The sequence below is a fragment of the Acinetobacter larvae genome (genome assembly GCF_001704115.1).
In the GTDB taxonomy this organism is placed as follows: domain Bacteria; phylum Pseudomonadota; class Gammaproteobacteria; order Pseudomonadales; family Moraxellaceae; genus Acinetobacter; species Acinetobacter larvae.
Window position 1 is genome coordinate 1,440,341 of the sequence record NZ_CP016895.1, and the last position, 15,027, is coordinate 1,455,367.

15 protein-coding genes are annotated in these 15,027 nt (G+C 42.3%); 9 read left to right on the forward strand and 6 right to left on the reverse strand.

Annotated elements, in window-relative coordinates; translation table 11 throughout:
* The first annotated feature begins 287 nt into the window (after positions 1-287).
* Genes BFG52_RS06345 through BFG52_RS06360 form a run of 4 tightly spaced genes read left to right on the forward strand, consistent with a single transcriptional unit; the run spans position 288 to position 4,022 of the window.
* A complete protein-coding gene (locus tag BFG52_RS06345; RefSeq protein WP_067553709.1) occupies positions 288-806 on the forward strand; it encodes a low molecular weight protein-tyrosine-phosphatase in 519 nt (172 codons plus the stop codon).
* 11 nt (positions 807-817) lie between these two features.
* A complete protein-coding gene (murB, locus tag BFG52_RS06350; RefSeq protein ID WP_067553711.1) occupies positions 818-1,861 on the forward strand; it encodes a UDP-N-acetylmuramate dehydrogenase in 1,044 nt (347 codons plus the stop codon).
* On the forward strand, positions 1,858-2,988 hold the full coding sequence (locus tag BFG52_RS06355; protein WP_067553713.1) for a YdcF family protein: 1,131 nt from the start codon (positions 1,858-1,860) through the stop codon (positions 2,986-2,988). Before murB ends, BFG52_RS06355 begins: the two co-directional genes overlap by 4 nt.
* Positions 2,988-4,022 (forward strand): alpha/beta hydrolase, encoded by a 1,035-nt coding sequence (locus tag BFG52_RS06360; RefSeq protein ID WP_067553715.1) that lies wholly within the window; start codon positions 2,988-2,990, stop codon positions 4,020-4,022. Before BFG52_RS06355 ends, BFG52_RS06360 begins: the two co-directional genes overlap by 1 nt.
* Before the next feature lie 154 nt (positions 4,023-4,176).
* Here the strand turns inward: BFG52_RS06360 and BFG52_RS06365 are convergent, their stop codons facing one another.
* The 4 genes from BFG52_RS06365 to BFG52_RS06380 all read right to left on the reverse strand — a co-directional run bounded on the left by BFG52_RS06365 (position 4,177) and on the right by BFG52_RS06380 (position 8,320).
* A complete protein-coding gene (locus tag BFG52_RS06365; protein ID WP_067553717.1) occupies positions 4,177-5,847 on the reverse strand; it encodes an FMN-binding glutamate synthase family protein in 1,671 nt (556 codons plus the stop codon).
* A gap of 203 nt (positions 5,848-6,050) precedes the next feature.
* Positions 6,051-7,217 (reverse strand): cupin domain-containing protein, encoded by a 1,167-nt coding sequence (locus BFG52_RS06370; protein ID WP_067553719.1) that lies wholly within the window; start codon positions 7,215-7,217, stop codon positions 6,051-6,053.
* Between the two features lie 111 nt (positions 7,218-7,328).
* On the reverse strand, positions 7,329-7,937 hold the full coding sequence (locus BFG52_RS06375) for a Maf family protein (protein ID WP_067553721.1): 609 nt from the start codon (positions 7,935-7,937) through the stop codon (positions 7,329-7,331).
* A complete protein-coding gene (locus BFG52_RS06380) occupies positions 7,937-8,320 on the reverse strand; it encodes a DUF2237 family protein (RefSeq protein WP_067553723.1) in 384 nt (127 codons plus the stop codon). The genes BFG52_RS06375 and BFG52_RS06380 overlap by 1 nt, the downstream gene beginning before the upstream one ends.
* Before the next feature lie 138 nt (positions 8,321-8,458).
* Between BFG52_RS06380 and BFG52_RS06385 the strand changes: the two genes are divergently transcribed.
* Entirely contained in the window at positions 8,459-9,646 is a 1,188-nt protein-coding gene (locus BFG52_RS06385; RefSeq protein ID WP_067553725.1) for a phosphoglycerate kinase, read from the forward strand.
* Between the two features lie 135 nt (positions 9,647-9,781).
* Positions 9,782-10,060: a hypothetical protein gene (locus tag BFG52_RS06390; protein WP_067553727.1), complete on the forward strand. Its 279-nt coding sequence runs from the start codon at positions 9,782-9,784 to the stop codon at positions 10,058-10,060.
* 49 nt (positions 10,061-10,109) lie between these two features.
* Here the strand turns inward: BFG52_RS06390 and BFG52_RS06395 are convergent, their stop codons facing one another.
* The gene (locus BFG52_RS06395; protein ID WP_067553729.1) at positions 10,110-11,414 is read right to left on the reverse strand and encodes an IS4 family transposase; all 1,305 of its coding nucleotides are present in this window, start codon (positions 11,412-11,414) and stop codon (positions 10,110-10,112) included.
* 168 nt (positions 11,415-11,582) lie between these two features.
* Between BFG52_RS06395 and fba the strand changes: the two genes are divergently transcribed.
* Positions 11,583-12,617: a class II fructose-bisphosphate aldolase gene (fba, locus tag BFG52_RS06400; protein WP_067553731.1), complete on the forward strand. Its 1,035-nt coding sequence runs from the start codon at positions 11,583-11,585 to the stop codon at positions 12,615-12,617.
* A gap of 136 nt (positions 12,618-12,753) precedes the next feature.
* Here fba and BFG52_RS06405 read toward each other — a convergent pair whose 3' ends face one another.
* Positions 12,754-13,173, reverse strand: coding sequence for a hypothetical protein (locus BFG52_RS06405; protein WP_067553733.1), 420 nt, complete (start codon positions 13,171-13,173; stop codon positions 12,754-12,756).
* A 343-nt stretch (positions 13,174-13,516) separates the two neighbouring features.
* On the opposite strand from BFG52_RS06405, the gene BFG52_RS06410 reads away from it, so the two are divergent.
* Together BFG52_RS06410 and BFG52_RS06415 are read left to right on the forward strand one after the other, a co-directional pair.
* Positions 13,517-14,386, forward strand: a complete 870-nt coding sequence (locus BFG52_RS06410) for an EamA family transporter (RefSeq protein ID WP_067553735.1) — start codon at positions 13,517-13,519, stop codon at positions 14,384-14,386.
* 179 nt (positions 14,387-14,565) lie between these two features.
* Entirely contained in the window at positions 14,566-14,922 is a 357-nt protein-coding gene (locus BFG52_RS06415; RefSeq protein WP_067553737.1) for a hypothetical protein, read from the forward strand.
* Positions 14,923-15,027: the final 105 nt, after the last annotated feature.

Sequence of the window (15,027 nt, forward strand, 5' to 3'; positions counted from 1 at the left end):
ATTTTATATAGCAATCAACTATTTCTTATGCTGTTGAAAAGTATTCTAATTTTAAAAAAACAGATAATCGTTTAAAAAACAATCTTTTTCATTTTGCGCTATAGGCATGGGCTATAACGCGATGATTTAATGATTCAAATGCTTAACACTATTTTTGTGATGTGACAAGAATATTTCATAAATAACTGAGAACAAATACCATTCAGCTAAAAATAGCTACTAGGATTCAATATTTAAATCACTTAACATAGCAAATATTTCCATGCCAATTTACGATTGAGGTCGTTATGACGTTTCAGGCGCCTTATAAGGTGTTATGTGTTTGTTTAGGAAATATTTGTCGTTCGCCTACTGCTGAGGTGGTATTACAACATGCCTGTCAGCAACGCGGCTTAAATGTTTGGGTCGATTCAGCAGGCACCAGTAATTACCATCCCAATAAAGCACCCGATATACGCAGTCAGCAGCATGCCAAACAGCGGGGTTATGATATAAGCAGTTTACGTGCACGACAAATTCAGTTGGCTGATTTTGCAAACTTCGATTTGATTTTAGCCATGGATTTGGACAATCTCAAAGATTTACAAAAACTACAGCAACAAGCACAGCAGCAATATGCCCATCACTTAAAAGCAGATGTGGCATTGATGAGTGCACACGATCCAGCATATTGTGGTCAAGCAGTACCAGATCCATACTACGGTGCAGCGCAAGATTTTGAACGGGTATTGGATCAGTGTGAATCGAGTAGTGCAGCATGGGCTGCGGTGTTAGCACAAGATTTGCAAAGCAATGCGGTAAAATGAATTGAAATAAAATGAAAATCTCCCAAAATGTAGCTTTAAAGACTTTTAATACGTTGTCTCTAGATGCAGTCGCAGCCTACTATCTGGCCTTGACTGAAGCGGAGCAAATTCCAGCAGCCTTAGCTTTTGCCGCGGCTGAGCAACTGCAAGTCATGGTGTTGTCGGGTGGAAGTAATGTTCTATTGCCGGCGCACCTAAATGCTTTGGTTATACATATGAATAATCTGGGCATTCGTTGTTTAGAGGGTGATGACACCACACAGCGTATACGAGTTGCAGCGGGTGAAAACTGGCATCAGTGGGTGCTGTGGAGTACGGCACATGGCTATTATGGTCTACAAAATTTAGCGTTGATTCCTGGTCGGGTGGGGGCTTGCCCGGTACAGAATATTGGTGCTTATGGTGTGGAAGTAGCTGAGTTTATTGACGAAGTCGAGGTATATGATCGTCAGCAACACTGTTTTTGTACTTTAAGCGCAGCAGCCTGCCAGTTTGCTTATCGGGATAGTATTTTTAAGCATCAAGCTGGACGCTATATTATCCATGCGGTTATTTTCAAACTCCTGAAACAGCCGCAACTCAAATTGCAGTATGCGGACTTAAAACAGGCGATGGGGGATCAGCTTAGCCCAGAAAATTTACAGCAACAAGTGATCGCAATTCGTCAGCGTAAATTACCTGATCCAGCTGTCTACGCCAATGTGGGGAGCTTTTTTAAGAATCCAGTATTGAGTGCAACGCAGTTTGAGCAAATCATCGCTCAGCATCCCAATATCCCGCATTATCCTCAAGCCAATGAGCAATATAAAATTGCTGCAGGTTGGCTCATCGAACAAGCGGGATGGAAAGGTAAGCGTTTGGGGGCGGTGGGCATGTTTGACCGCCAAGCCTTAGTTTTGGTGAACTATGCTGCAACGCAGCTTGAAGCGGTTCAGCAAACTTATCGTTGTGTACAGCAAGATGTTTTTGAAAAATTTGCCATTCACCTTGAGCCGGAACCGGTGTTATTTGCAGTTGATGGTACTGTTCAACCCCATGTGGATCGTGATCTATGACCTCTAAACACGGCATTGTTGGTTTGTTGCGTATTTTTAGCGTTTTACTCGTCATTTTTGCTGCTGTGATTATTTTTTGGTATACACCGTTTTATTCAAATATGGTGGTGAAACTATTAGATCGTTGGGTGCCTGTACAAGTCAATCAGGTGGCGGCAAAAAGCCAACGCTTATCGGTGCTCAGTGACCATGAAAACTTAGAACCTGGTTCGGATTTATGGATTGCCCGTCAAGCTTATTTAAATGTGTTACAACAACATATCCAGCAGCAACGCACCCAACAGCTGCCGTTGATTCATGCACGTTATAAAATTTTACGTGAAGATATTATCCAAGCCCGCAATCAACAAGAACCGCAACAGGCGAAACCGCCCTTTGTGCCCAAACTCATGCTACCGAGTTCTGACGTGGTGATAGATGGTGCGAGTGAGGTGGTAACAGATTTTCCACTAGAAGCTTTTGCCAATAAAGACATTCTGGACCAGTATCAATATTTTCTTGAGCATCATCAAGTGCCGGAGCAGGCATTGCTGCTGGTAGACGATGCATTGTTGCAAGATATTGCACAAGTTAATCCAGCACAAGCAACGCACCTTGCACACAGTAGCAAAAACCCAGCCATACCGTATGCCATCGTGGTCTTGGGCGGTGGTTTAGTTAAAGATCCACAAGATGCATCGATCATTCCCAATGCCTATACCGAATTACGCTTAAAAACCACCATGCAATTGGAAAAAAGCAGCCATCTTCCGATTGTATTGAGTGGTGTGGAAGCGCCATATATGCAAAAGTGGTTAGCACAACATGGTGTACAAGCCAGTTTGCTTGAAAATAAAAGCATGAATACTTGTGAAAATACTCGCTTTAGTTCATTGTTGTTGCAAAAGAAAGGGGGAGCACCGACGGTGTATTTGGTGACAGATCGTTATCATATGCCGAGAACGCGACGGTTATTTGCATTGAGTGGTATTGAAACCATTCCAGTCGATGCGCCAATGCCAACCCAATTAACAGCATGGCAACCCAGTAAACAAAATTATGATCATAGTCGCCGTGCAAACTATGAATTATTGGCAACCATCCGTGATATGCTGATTGGCTCAAGCGGTTGTAGAGAGGTTCCTTAATGCCTGAAAACATTCCATTTCTAAACCCAAGTATACTAAAACAATTAGATTTACCGGTACCCAATAGAGAACAAACGCCACAATTATTACCCGCTTTAAATCTTAATCGACTCGAAACACCATCACGCGACATTATGGCTTATCGCCGTCTTTATGGTTTTGATCAACTGCAATGCCAGCATTGGCAAGGTTATATACAAATGACCTTGTTTAAGTTACATGTACAAGTTTTTGTACCGCCATGTGAGCAGATTAAGGGAACGGTCTGGTTACTACATGGCTATCTGGAGCATAGCGGTATTTATCAGCCAATTATCAAAGAGTTACTTGAACAAGGTTTTAGTGTACTGACTTATGATTTGCCTGGACATGGTTTGACCGATGGCTCGCCTGCCAATATTGAAAACTTTGATCATTATCAAGATGTTTTATTGGCAGTACATCAATATGTACGTTTTGCCGATCAGTTACCGAAGCCGTGGTTAGGCATTGGGCAAAGTACGGGTGCAGCAATTTTAATGCATCATATTTTGGCTTATGCACAACAACGTCAAAATCCAATTGTGCAAAGAGTATTGCTGTTATCACCTTTGATTCGACCTGCCAAATCGGCTTGGTGGCACAACAGTATTGGTCTCGGTATTATTCGCCGCATTAAACGTGAAGTACCACGGCATTTTCGCCGGAATAACCACAATCCTGAATTCTTGCGCTTTGTGCGCCTGACCGATCCTTTACAGCCGCGCATGATGGGCATGGATTGGATCTTGGCGATGTCGAAATGGATGCAAGAAATGGAACAACGTCCAGCCTGTCGTATTCCGGTTTGGTTGGCACAAGGTGCTCAAGATCAAACTGTGGATTGGCGTTACAATGTTGAATTTATTAGACAAAAATTTCGTTTGCAAACTTTGTTGATGCTCGAAGAAGGTTCGCATCAATTGATCAATGAACGTGCCGATATTCGCGCTGCGCTGACGGGATTGATTCCAGCATTTTTACATGCGCAAAGTAGTGATGACTACTATGCTTAAGCTGTACAAGTATGCTTAACTCATATGAGGCGAATCAAAATTTGATTCGCCTCGCTGTTTCTATAATAAGATATATAAAACTCGCTGTTTCTATATAAAAAAATGCACTGTGACGATGGGCGCCATCGCCGCTAGATTGAGAGCTGCTTAGCTGCTAAAAACGCTGTGGATCGGCAAGTTGCCACATGCGATGATAGAATGCCGCTTCTTCTGGTAGATTGGCGGTTAAGAGCTCACCCGGTTTTAACCAATAATGCAGTTGTGCATAATTTTTAATTTCACGGTCGTTCACCCGTTGTGCCAAATGATGCGCTTCGATTTGTTCTGGATGGCTGAGTCCGGAAGCCGCTAACATTTCAGCCAAAGCTTTTAGGGTATTGCGATGGAAATGAGAGACCCTGAGGGCTTTGCTGGGTACATCTAAGGCGCGTTGACGTTCAGCATCTTGTGTGGCAACGCCGACGGGGCATTGGTTGGTATGACAACTTTGTGCTTGAATACAGCCAATGGCAAACATAAAGCCACGTGCTGAATTGACCCAATCTGCACCAATCGCCATGACATTGGCAATATCAAATGCACTGATGATTTTGCCACTGGCAGCAATTTTAATTTGATCACGTAAACCCGCACCGACTAAGGTGTTGTGAACAAAAAGTAAGCCTTCACGTAAGGGTGTACCCATATGGTTAATAAGTTCAACGGGGGCTGCACCTGTACCGCCTTCAGAGCCATCCACCACAATAAAATCAGGAATGATCTTGGTTTCGAGCATGGCTTTGACGATGCTCATAAACTGCCAAGGCTGGCCAATACAGAGTTTAAAACCAACTGGTTTACCTTCAGACAGCTCTCTTAATTGTTGGATAAACTGTAACATTTCTATTGGGGTGCTAAATGCCGAGTGTTGCGGTGGCGAGACGCAATCTCGGTCACGTGGAATACCACGAATCTGTGCAATCTCTTCACTGATTTTATCTTTAGGTAAGATACCGCCATGACCAGGTTTGGCACCTTGTGAGAGTTTAATCTCAATCATTTTGATCTGTGGAATAGCGGCTTGTTGTTGGAAGCGCTGTGGATCGAATTTGCCTTCGGCATCACGACAACCAAAATAGCCACTGGCAATTTCCCAGACGATATCACCACCAAATTCCAGATGATATGGGCTTAAGCTGCCTTCACCGGTATCGTGATAAAAGTTGCCAAGTTTGGCCCCTTGGTTAAGGGCACGAATGGCATTGGCACTCAAACTGCCAAAACTCATCGCAGAAATATTTAAAATTGAGCATGAATAAGGCTGACGGCATTGTGCATTGCCAATTTGAATCCGAAAATGATCTGGATCTGCTGGTTGACACGGTTGTAAGGAATGTACCAAAAACCGGTAATCTTGCTGATACACATCAATAATTGAACCGAAGGGCTTGTCCGCATTTTCATTTTTGGCACGTTGATAGACTAGGCTGCGTTGCATTCGTGAAAAGGGTAAAGCATCTTGATCAGATTCAATAAAATATTGGCGGATTTCCAAGCGGAAGCTTTCAAAGATAAAACGAAAGTGCCCCATAATCGGGTAGTTGCGTAAAATAGCATGGCGTGTTTGTAGCACATCATATAAACCCAGTAAGCTGAGTACTATACAAATCACCCAAGCACAGTTCAGTACAGTGTCTGAGAAAAAATAATAAATATAATGGCTTTGATGAAAGAGGATGACCCAACTCAAATATAGCGCGATAAAAATAGCAATAAACCAAACTGAATATCGTGAAAAAAATGTATTCAAAAGTTTGGAACGAACCACTTGTGCAGGACTAGACATTTCTCTTTTACCATCAAACAGTTAGTGCCTAAACTGCCAATAAAGCGCAATCAGTACAAGTAGAGAATTGTTAGACCTGAGAATGAGAATATTTTAATTATGTGATCTGCATCAGGCTAAGCCTAAAATCCAATCACAGGCGTTTTGGAAGAAAGGCTTAAAAGCAATGTGTAGGGTATCGGATTAAATTCAATTAAATTAAATTAAATGCTGGGATGTACTTGCGGTTCAAGCAGCGTCAATACCGCATCATTAATCAGATCTAGCCAACAGTCGAGTTCGGGGCATAGGAATTGATCATCGAAATCTAAACATGCACCATCGGCCAAGCGTTGTAAGATAGGTGCTTGTTCGGCATCAATATATAATGCTTCACCATTGGCATAGAACTTGGCTGGATTTGCGGTCGGGAGATACAGCAAACGTGAAGCGGGTTCACGTTGAATTTGGAAACCAGTATTGAGCAACTGCGCTAAGTCGTCTACGGTCAATTCATCAGCTTCGGGGATATGATCAGGGAAGTTTGGCTCAGACATTAGACTGGCAAGTACGGCATCAAAATCTGTACTGTGCTGGATTTTTTCAATCAATTGCGCTTTTAAAAAAGCGATTTCTGCAGCTTCAATCGCACCAGATTGCTGACTAGGACGTCGTGTTAAATCAACAAAAGGATTTTTTAGTGAGTTGTTATCGGCGAAATGGTCACTCACGCGGTCTAATAGGTTGGCGGGATTGGGCATGCGAAAACCAAAAGAGCAGGTGAGGCAGTCATCTTCAGCAACGCCATGATGTGATAACCCAGGTGGTACATAGAGTAAATCACCGGGTGCCAAGATTTCATCAAAATAGACGTTCATGTCTGGTAGCAGTTTGATGGGTTGATCGGCAAGAAATGCACTGTGCTCATCACACATTTGCCCGAGTTGCCAGCGGCGATGACCATAACTTTGCACTAGAAATACATCATAAAAATCAAAATGTTGACCTACAGATCCCCCTTTGGGCGCATAAGACACCATAATATCATCACGTCGCCATTGTGGTAGAAAATCAAATTTCTGCCAGAGTGCAGCGAGGTCAAGACTGAAATGATCCACTGCTTGTACCAAGAGCGTCCAATGTGCAGCAAGTTTTTTAAAGTCTTTGGGCTGTAGTGGAGCGTTTTTGACTTGCCATTGCTGGGCGGCATGTTGTTGAATCAGTCGCGCAGTAACATGGTCCTCAAGTGCCAATTGTTTGACATCTTCGGGTTCGAGTAAGCCGACAATCTCAGGCATTGCCGCACGCACCAGTAGCGGTTTTTTTTGCCAATATTCTGACAAGAACTGTTCGGCACTGATACCACCTAAGATATCTAACGGTTGAGACATAAGAAAAATACCGATGAAATTTTGCTGTATTGTCCCTTGAGAAGCCGCAATGACGCAAGTCTAAAGATTAGAATTTGAAGATTGAGCGGAGCTGACATAGATTAGAGCAGATTAAGGCAGTTGCAAGCCCAATTGGCGTAAGAGAGTACACAGTTCAATTAAAGGTAAGCCCATCAGTGTGGTTTGATCATTGCCTTGCATCTGAGCAAATAAACTAATCCCCAAACCCTCACATTTAAAACTACCAGCACAGTGTAAGGGCTGTTCTTGTGCAACGTAGCGCTCAATCTCAGCACGACTCAGATCGCGCAATTGTACGCGATAATGTGCCACCACGCTCTGTGCAAATTGACGGGCCAAGCATTGTACGGAGAGTCCCGTACTAAAGTTAAGCCATTGACCAGCATTGTCGCTCAGTTGTGCAATGGCACGGTCTACAGTAAGTGGTTTACCAAGAAAAATTTGCGGTGTTTGTGTACGCCAAGCCACCTGATCTGAACCAATCACAATCGCCTCAGGGTAAGCCTGTGCGATATGTTGAGCTTTTTCATAAGCTAAGCGTAGTGCCAAGGCATCAGCATGTTGTTCACCTTTGGGGCTTTCATCAATGTCAGGCGCAATGCAACGATAATCTAGGCCCAAGCGATCCAATAGCGCTTTACGGGTGCTGCTAGATGACGCCAAAATAATCTCTCGGTGTTGAGGGGCGATTGCTTTCATCAGATTGCATAATCCATCAATACGTCCAAGGGGACATAAGCGAGTGTCGCTTGGTGGCAAGCACTGAGTTTAATGCGTGGTGCCATATTGGCTTCATAGGCTTCCACCCATCGAGTCACACAAATGCACCAGAAATCACCGGGTTGCAGCCCAGGAAAACCAAGCTCAGGTAATGGGCTAATCAGGTCATTGCCAATTTTTTGAGAAAAACTTAAAAATTCTGCGGACATTTCAGCACATACCGTATGGAGTCCGATATCTTGATTATCGGTATGACAAAAACCGTTACGAAAATAACCAGTAATTGGATCAAAACAACAGCTGGCCAAAGGTTCGCCCAACACATTTAAGCGGTTGATCAGCGGATCAGGATGTATCGACATAGTTCACACCATTAAATATTCAAGCGCTATGATAATCAAAACTTCATATTTCTACAGCTTTTCCACAAAACTGACTAACCTTTTTTTGTGTAATCATTTAGAATCGTGACGATTTTTGTATCTAAAAGTGAGCTCGACATGAACTTTCAGCGTATGACCGATCTAGATCTAGCCGGTAAACGTGTATTGATCCGTGAAGATTTAAACGTTCCCGTCAAAGATGGCAAAATTAGCAGCGATGCGCGTTTACGTGCAGCATTACCCACAATTAAAGCAGCCTTACAACAAGGTGCTGCGGTAATGGTCTGCTCACACCTCGGTCGTCCAGTCGAAGGTGAGCCTAAAACAGAACAATCTTTAGCCCCTGTTGCCGCTTATCTGAGCAATGCTTTGGGACAGGATGTTGCCTTGATGACAGATTATTTATCTGGGGTGGATATTCAAGCTGGTCAAATCTGTTTGTTAGAGAATGTACGCTTTAATGTCGGTGAAAAGAAAAACAATGCAGCGCTTGCCCAACAATATGCTGCACTCTGTGATGTATTTGTGATGGACGCTTTTGGTACAGCACACCGTGCAGAAGCCTCTACTGAAGGTGTGGCACGTTATGCCAAAGTCGCTGCAGCGGGTCCTTTACTGGCGGCTGAGTTAGATGCTTTGGGTCGTGCCCTACAACAGCCTGAAAAACCAATGGTGGCAATTGTTGCTGGCTCTAAAGTATCAACCAAACTTGATGTTTTGAATTCTTTGGCACAAGTGTGTGATCAATTGATTGTTGGTGGTGGTATTGCCAATACTTTCTTAGCAGCAGCAGGTTATAACGTTGGTAAATCTTTATATGAAGCTGATTTGATAGACACAGCCAAAGCCATTGCCGCGAAAGTTTCTGTTCCATTACCAACAGATGTGGTAGTGGCGGATGCTGGGCAAATTAATTTTGATGATTTTCTCGGTTCATTGGCACAAAGTCAGGCTGTGGTGAAAGCAGTGAGTGATATTGCCGATACCGATATGATTTTGGATATTGGTCCAGACACCGCCAAAGCATTTGCTGCGATTTTAGCGGAATCCAAAACCATTTTATGGAATGGTCCAGTGGGTGTTTTTGAAGTCGATCAATTTGGCGCAGGAACCCAAACACTGTCTCATGCCATTGCTCAATCTACAGCATTCTCAATTGCTGGTGGTGGGGATACCTTGGCTGCGATTGATAAATATGCGATCGCTGATCAAGTGGGCTATATCTCGACAGGCGGTGGTGCATTCTTAGAGTTTGTGGAAGGCAAAACTTTACCAGCTGTTGCAGCCCTATTGGCGCGTGCTTAAAAATTATCCTAATGTAAAGACTTGAATTATCCATGGAAGTGAGGCGATCAGCCTCACTTTTTTTATGTAAGTCATTAAATTGTCATATCGCTGCAATAAATTAAGCGAAGTTGAATAACCAAATAGAGATATGGGATGAAATTTAAAGTTTTAATTGCTGCGTTGTGTATTGCACCTTTGGCATTAATGGCGTGTTCAAAACAAGATAAAACACCCGCTGCAGGTCAAAGCAGTTCAGAAGTTGAAGTTGTGGTTGAAACGACAGAACAAATTACACCACAACAACAAGCTGCGATTGATGCCATCGACAAACCTGAGTTGGATGAAAAAAATACTGATGTTCCTGCAGAAAAAGCCAATGCACCTGCTGAACCAGCCACTGCCGCGGATGAATCTGAAGCAGCAGCACATTAAGATTTTACATTTGTCTAAAAAACCCTGCCATTGCAGTAATGCCAGTCAGTTAAGGCTTGACTGGCATTTTTTTCGGATATTTTTTAGGTTTGCCTTTCACTACCCTTGGGCAACTTCTCTGCCTTCTTTCAGGGATAATGAACATGGCTGACTGATCCAATAAACGAGCTAAATGCTTTGGAAGGTTCCCTGCTGATTCTAAGGGTGTATGTCTTAATATATTGATAATGGCTATTGAGGCAATATGAAAGCTAATTCTTAATGGGCTTATATTTTGCGTTTGAGCCATAACCTTTATTTGTCTTCTCAACACATTGTAAGCAATCAATACCCCCCATAATTCTTGATAAACCAATTCAGGTTGCTTGCTTCTTAAATTCAGTCCGTCCTGTAAATCGCTCTTTATCTCTCGATAACACATCTCTATTTCCCAACGCTGAATGTATAGATCAGCTAAATCTTTCATTGGGTAAAGCTTTGAATCTAATAGTGATGTTATGTAACGTCGAGTTCGACCTTGGTGCTGAACTTCAATCAGACGTGCTTCCCAGAACTGACCTAATTCAGGATTTAACTTTTGCGCTCTTGGTGAAATTGGCATACGAACCAAGAAATCTTGCTTTGAGTTTTTCGAAATAAGTTCATAACGTAAGTTATCTTTGGCGCGCATTAACCAATGGCTATTTACACCTGTAGATTGCCAATGAATCAGAAAATCTGCAGAGAAATACGCTCGATCAAACAAAGTAATGCTTTGATCAGGAACGAGTAACTCTTTTGCTAATGTGAGTTCACCTTTGCCCATATCCCCAATTTGAGCATCGATAATTTCATGTGTATTGGTATTGATGAGGCAAGTCGCCCGCACTTGGGGCCAAGGGGCTACTTCTGTTTTACCTTTAGATGAACCAAAGTGAGCAAAGTTTTCAGGGGTATGTGGCATTAACCAAACCACGCCATCAACTGCACAGACATTTAACTCATGGAAAGTTGCGTATTGAGAGAATGATTCTTTAGACCATGATTGACTCAATTGATTAAAGAGCACTTTTAATGGCTCTAAACCTAGGCGCTGTCTAGCTTGAACAGATGCACTTGGGGCACACGGAGGTTGAGATCCAAAGACTAATTGTAATTGCTCGACAACAAACCAAATGGGCTGATTTCGAAATAAAGCAAGTCCTATCACAAGCCAGACGACATGTTCGGCAGGCAACTTTCTTTTTCGGATTGAAGCTTTTCCTGTTTCGGATAAGCTTTTTTCAATCCAGTCATGATCAATAAGTTCACTAAACTTATCTAGGCTAGGTATTGATTGTTGCAAGACTGAATCTATATTTTGAGCAAAAGACATAAAAAATGAGCGTAATTTGATACGCTCATTTTTACTATATTTTAGACTTTTTGTCTTAACTGATCAGCATTACTGCCATTGCAGGGTTTTTTTATAAAAACATGTGATTAAAAGCTGAAATAGAACACATGACAGGGTAGAATATGCAGCACTACCTGGGAGGATATTATGGCTCTTATTTCTTTGCGCCAGCTCTTGGATCACGCCGCAGAAAACAATTACGGCGTACCAGCATTTAACGTTAACAACTTAGAACAAATGCGCGCAATTATGTTGGCCGCTGATGCAACCAACTCACCAGTGATTGTGCAAGCATCTGCAGGTGCCCGTAAATATGCCGGCGCCGCTTTTTTACGTCATCTTATTTTAGCCGCAACTGAAGAATGGCCGCACATTCCAGTGGTGATGCACCAAGATCACGGGACAAGCCCAGCAATTTGCCAACGTTCTATTCAATTGGGTTTTAGCTCAGTGATGATGGACGGTTCATTGGGTGAAGATGGTAAAACACCAACCAGTTATGAATATAACGTTGATGTAACACGTCGTACAGTTGAAATGGCACATGCTTGTGGTGTTTCGGTTGAAGGTGAGATCGGCTGCTTGGGTAGTCTCGAAACCGGTATGGCAGGTGAAGAAGATGGTGTGGGTGCTGAAGGTGTACTGGATCATTCTCAATTATTGACTTCTGTAGATGAAGCGGTACGTTTTGTTGCCGATACCAATGTAGATGCCTTAGCAATCGCAGTGGGAACATCGCACGGTGCCTATAAATTTACCCGTCCACCGACAGGGGATATTCTAGCCATCGATCGTATTAAAGAGATCCACGATGCACTCCCCAATACCCATTTGGTGATGCATGGTTCAAGCTCTGTACCACAAGAATGGTTGGCTGTGATTAACCAATATGGCGGTGACATCAAAGAAACCTATGGTGTACCGGTAGACCAGTTGGTTGAAGCGATTAAACATGGTGTGCGTAAGATCAACATCGATACCGATTTACGTTTGGCTTCTACAGGTGCGATTCGTCGTATGTTGGCTGAAAAACCAAGCGAATTTGATCCACGTAAATACTTCACTGAGTCGGTAAAAGCGATGCAGCAAATTTGTGTTGATCGTTATACTGCCTTTGGCAGTGCGGGTCATGCCGACAAGATTCGTCCAATTTCTTTAGAGAAAATGGTTGAGCGTTATTAAGCATACCGATGACAGCATGGTTATTTAGGCTTTATAAATATCAGAATGTATCGATATCAAAGCTTGATAAATATCGCTGCAACGATCTTGATCAAAAAACCGGATTGTCATAGTCCGGTTTTTTTATCGTGATTTTTTATTCTGCCTTGTGTTGTTGGATCATAATCTGTTGCAAGCGGCCACTAACATCAAAAAACCATAAGGCAACGCGTTGATAAGAATTTGAGTTTTGATTTGGTGCATGTGGGAGCGGGCTATAGACCATGCTGTGATAGCCGTGGGCTTGGAGATCGACGCCATATAGTGCAGGACCATTGTTCAGATCAATGCTAGCAAAAACATGCTGATGACAAGGGTTATGAAATGTTTGTTGGCAACGTTGTTGTACCGTGGCAAGACTAGTCTTGCGTGGTGTTAAGCGATAAAGTTGTTGTTGTTGCCAGGTATTTGATGTCTCTACGTTGTAGGGATGCTGCTGACAAGCAGATAATAGGCTAAGGCTTAAACTGAGTGTGGCGAATTTAACAAGGCTGATTTTTATCTGAATAGATATCATGTGTGATAACGCAGTATTAAAGTTGCACTTAATTTAACATTGTTTGGCATTCTATTGAATTTGGCATCCTATGCGGCATGCTGCTTCTCATTTTTGCTATGGCATTGTCATTACAATGTAATGAAAACAAGATGGTTGAAGTCCAAGTGATTGTATTGGGATCAAGATGTACATTGAGGTATGTAGTTGTTTTTAGAGCAATAGTTTTGTTGAGGTCGATATAATGCTATCGATTAAAAAGTGCTTTGGCGTTCAAAGCAAAATTGCTACGGTAAAGCAAAGATCTGTGAGCATCTAAATCTAAGCATAGATCGTATCGGTAAGTTTGGAGTGTAAATATTAAATGGCTTTAATTGTACTGGCAGCATGTTTTAGCGTGTGGGTGTCGATCTATCTCAAATGGTGTAAAGCCAAAAATATTGATTTACTTCAGAGTATTGCTTGGAATTATGTGGCAGCAAGCCTCTGGTGTGCGTGGTGGTTTAAACCTGATTTTGCACATCTATCTTGGTCTGCAACACCTTGGTGGGTGATTATAAGTTTGGCTGTGGTTTTACCGAGTATTTTTTGGTGTTTAGGGCAAGCTTTGAACCATGCTGGTGTGGTAAAGACTGAAATCGCACAGCGTTTATCGGTGGTGTTGTCTTTATTGGCTGCTTATGTCTTGTTTCAAGAACAGTTCAATCATCTTAAATTTCTAGGGATTGCCTTGGGCTTAGCTGCGGTGATTTGCGTTTTGCTGGCACAGCTCAAGACGGGGCAAACCAAGCCACAACAGCAAAATGCACGATTGGCAACGCGTGATTTGTTGCTGGTTTGGGTTGGTTATGCGACAGTTGATATTTTATTAAAATACTGTAGTAGCTTAGGGTTGCAATTTAGCTTGAGCTTAAATTTAAGTTTTATTTTAGCTTTTATTTTTGTATCGATTTTTGTACTGTATCGACGCCGTCGTTGGCAAACTCAAGCAATATGGGCGGGCTTGGCATTGGGAAGTTTTAATTTTGCCAATATTGCACTTTATGTAAAGGCACATCAGTTGCTGAAAGACAGCCCTGCTATAGTATTTGCCAGTATGAATATTTTTGTGGTGGTACTGGGCTTGTTGGCTGGTGTTCTGATCTTCAAAGAGAAACTACACAAACTGTCCGTTGCTGCACTACTGTTCGCCATTGCGGCTTTGCTCTGTTTGGCCAAAGCGATTACTCAGTAGAAAACAAGCTGATGCTCAATGTTGAAGCGTTGCTTATTACATTGTGGTTGCATCGGTTAGTGCTTGCTGGTTATAAGGATAAAGATGATCCTGACATAGATCAAAGAGAAAGCTGACGTGCTTGGGCTGAGCGTTATAGGATTGAGCATTATAAGAAAGCGAGAGGGATGAGGCATAACATGAAGATAACACCATTTAATTTATCTGGAAAAACTTTTATCAATACACAGAACACTGAAAATGGTGAGGTCGATACACAAACTATTTTTTATTACAGTCAACAGGGTGATGTGATCGAAGCTGATTATCGAGGTGGTGTGGTATTGACTGGACATTTAATGGGGAGAATGACTGCACCAGATCGCTTTCACATGGTCTATCATCACTTGAACCTCAATGGCGAATTAAGAGTTGGACAATGCGAGAGTACTATTTGTATTGCGCCAGATGGTAAATTGATATTACAAGAAAGTTGGCAGTGGCTAAATGGTGATCTATCGACAGGACACTCGCAGTTGGTCGAAATCAATGGCTAAAATATATATCTATGAATTTTAATCGGATTTTACATTGATTAATGAGAAAGTTTTTTATTTACAACAAATATATTTTTAATAATAATAACCATTCTCAATAATACG

Coding starts and splice junctions, on each gene's coding strand:
- BFG52_RS06345 (WP_067553709.1), top strand. CDS start 288: ATGACGTTTCAGGCGCCTTATAAGGTGTTATGTGTTTGTTTAGGAAAT.
- murB (WP_067553711.1), top strand. CDS start 818: ATGAAAATCTCCCAAAATGTAGCTTTAAAGACTTTTAATACGTTGTCT.
- BFG52_RS06355 (WP_067553713.1), top strand. CDS start 1,858: ATGACCTCTAAACACGGCATTGTTGGTTTGTTGCGTATTTTTAGCGTT.
- BFG52_RS06360 (WP_067553715.1), top strand. CDS start 2,988: ATGCCTGAAAACATTCCATTTCTAAACCCAAGTATACTAAAACAATTA.
- BFG52_RS06365 (WP_067553717.1), bottom strand. CDS start 5,847: ATGTCTAGTCCTGCACAAGTGGTTCGTTCCAAACTTTTGAATACATTT.
- BFG52_RS06370 (WP_067553719.1), bottom strand. CDS start 7,217: ATGTCTCAACCGTTAGATATCTTAGGTGGTATCAGTGCCGAACAGTTC.
- BFG52_RS06375 (WP_067553721.1), bottom strand. CDS start 7,937: ATGAAAGCAATCGCCCCTCAACACCGAGAGATTATTTTGGCGTCATCT.
- BFG52_RS06380 (WP_067553723.1), bottom strand. CDS start 8,320: ATGTCGATACATCCTGATCCGCTGATCAACCGCTTAAATGTGTTGGGC.
- BFG52_RS06385 (WP_067553725.1), top strand. CDS start 8,459: ATGAACTTTCAGCGTATGACCGATCTAGATCTAGCCGGTAAACGTGTA.
- BFG52_RS06390 (WP_067553727.1), top strand. CDS start 9,782: ATGAAATTTAAAGTTTTAATTGCTGCGTTGTGTATTGCACCTTTGGCA.
- BFG52_RS06395 (WP_067553729.1), bottom strand. CDS start 11,414: ATGTCTTTTGCTCAAAATATAGATTCAGTCTTGCAACAATCAATACCT.
- fba (WP_067553731.1), top strand. CDS start 11,583: ATGGCTCTTATTTCTTTGCGCCAGCTCTTGGATCACGCCGCAGAAAAC.
- BFG52_RS06405 (WP_067553733.1), bottom strand. CDS start 13,173: ATGATATCTATTCAGATAAAAATCAGCCTTGTTAAATTCGCCACACTC.
- BFG52_RS06410 (WP_067553735.1), top strand. CDS start 13,517: ATGGCTTTAATTGTACTGGCAGCATGTTTTAGCGTGTGGGTGTCGATC.
- BFG52_RS06415 (WP_067553737.1), top strand. CDS start 14,566: ATGAAGATAACACCATTTAATTTATCTGGAAAAACTTTTATCAATACA.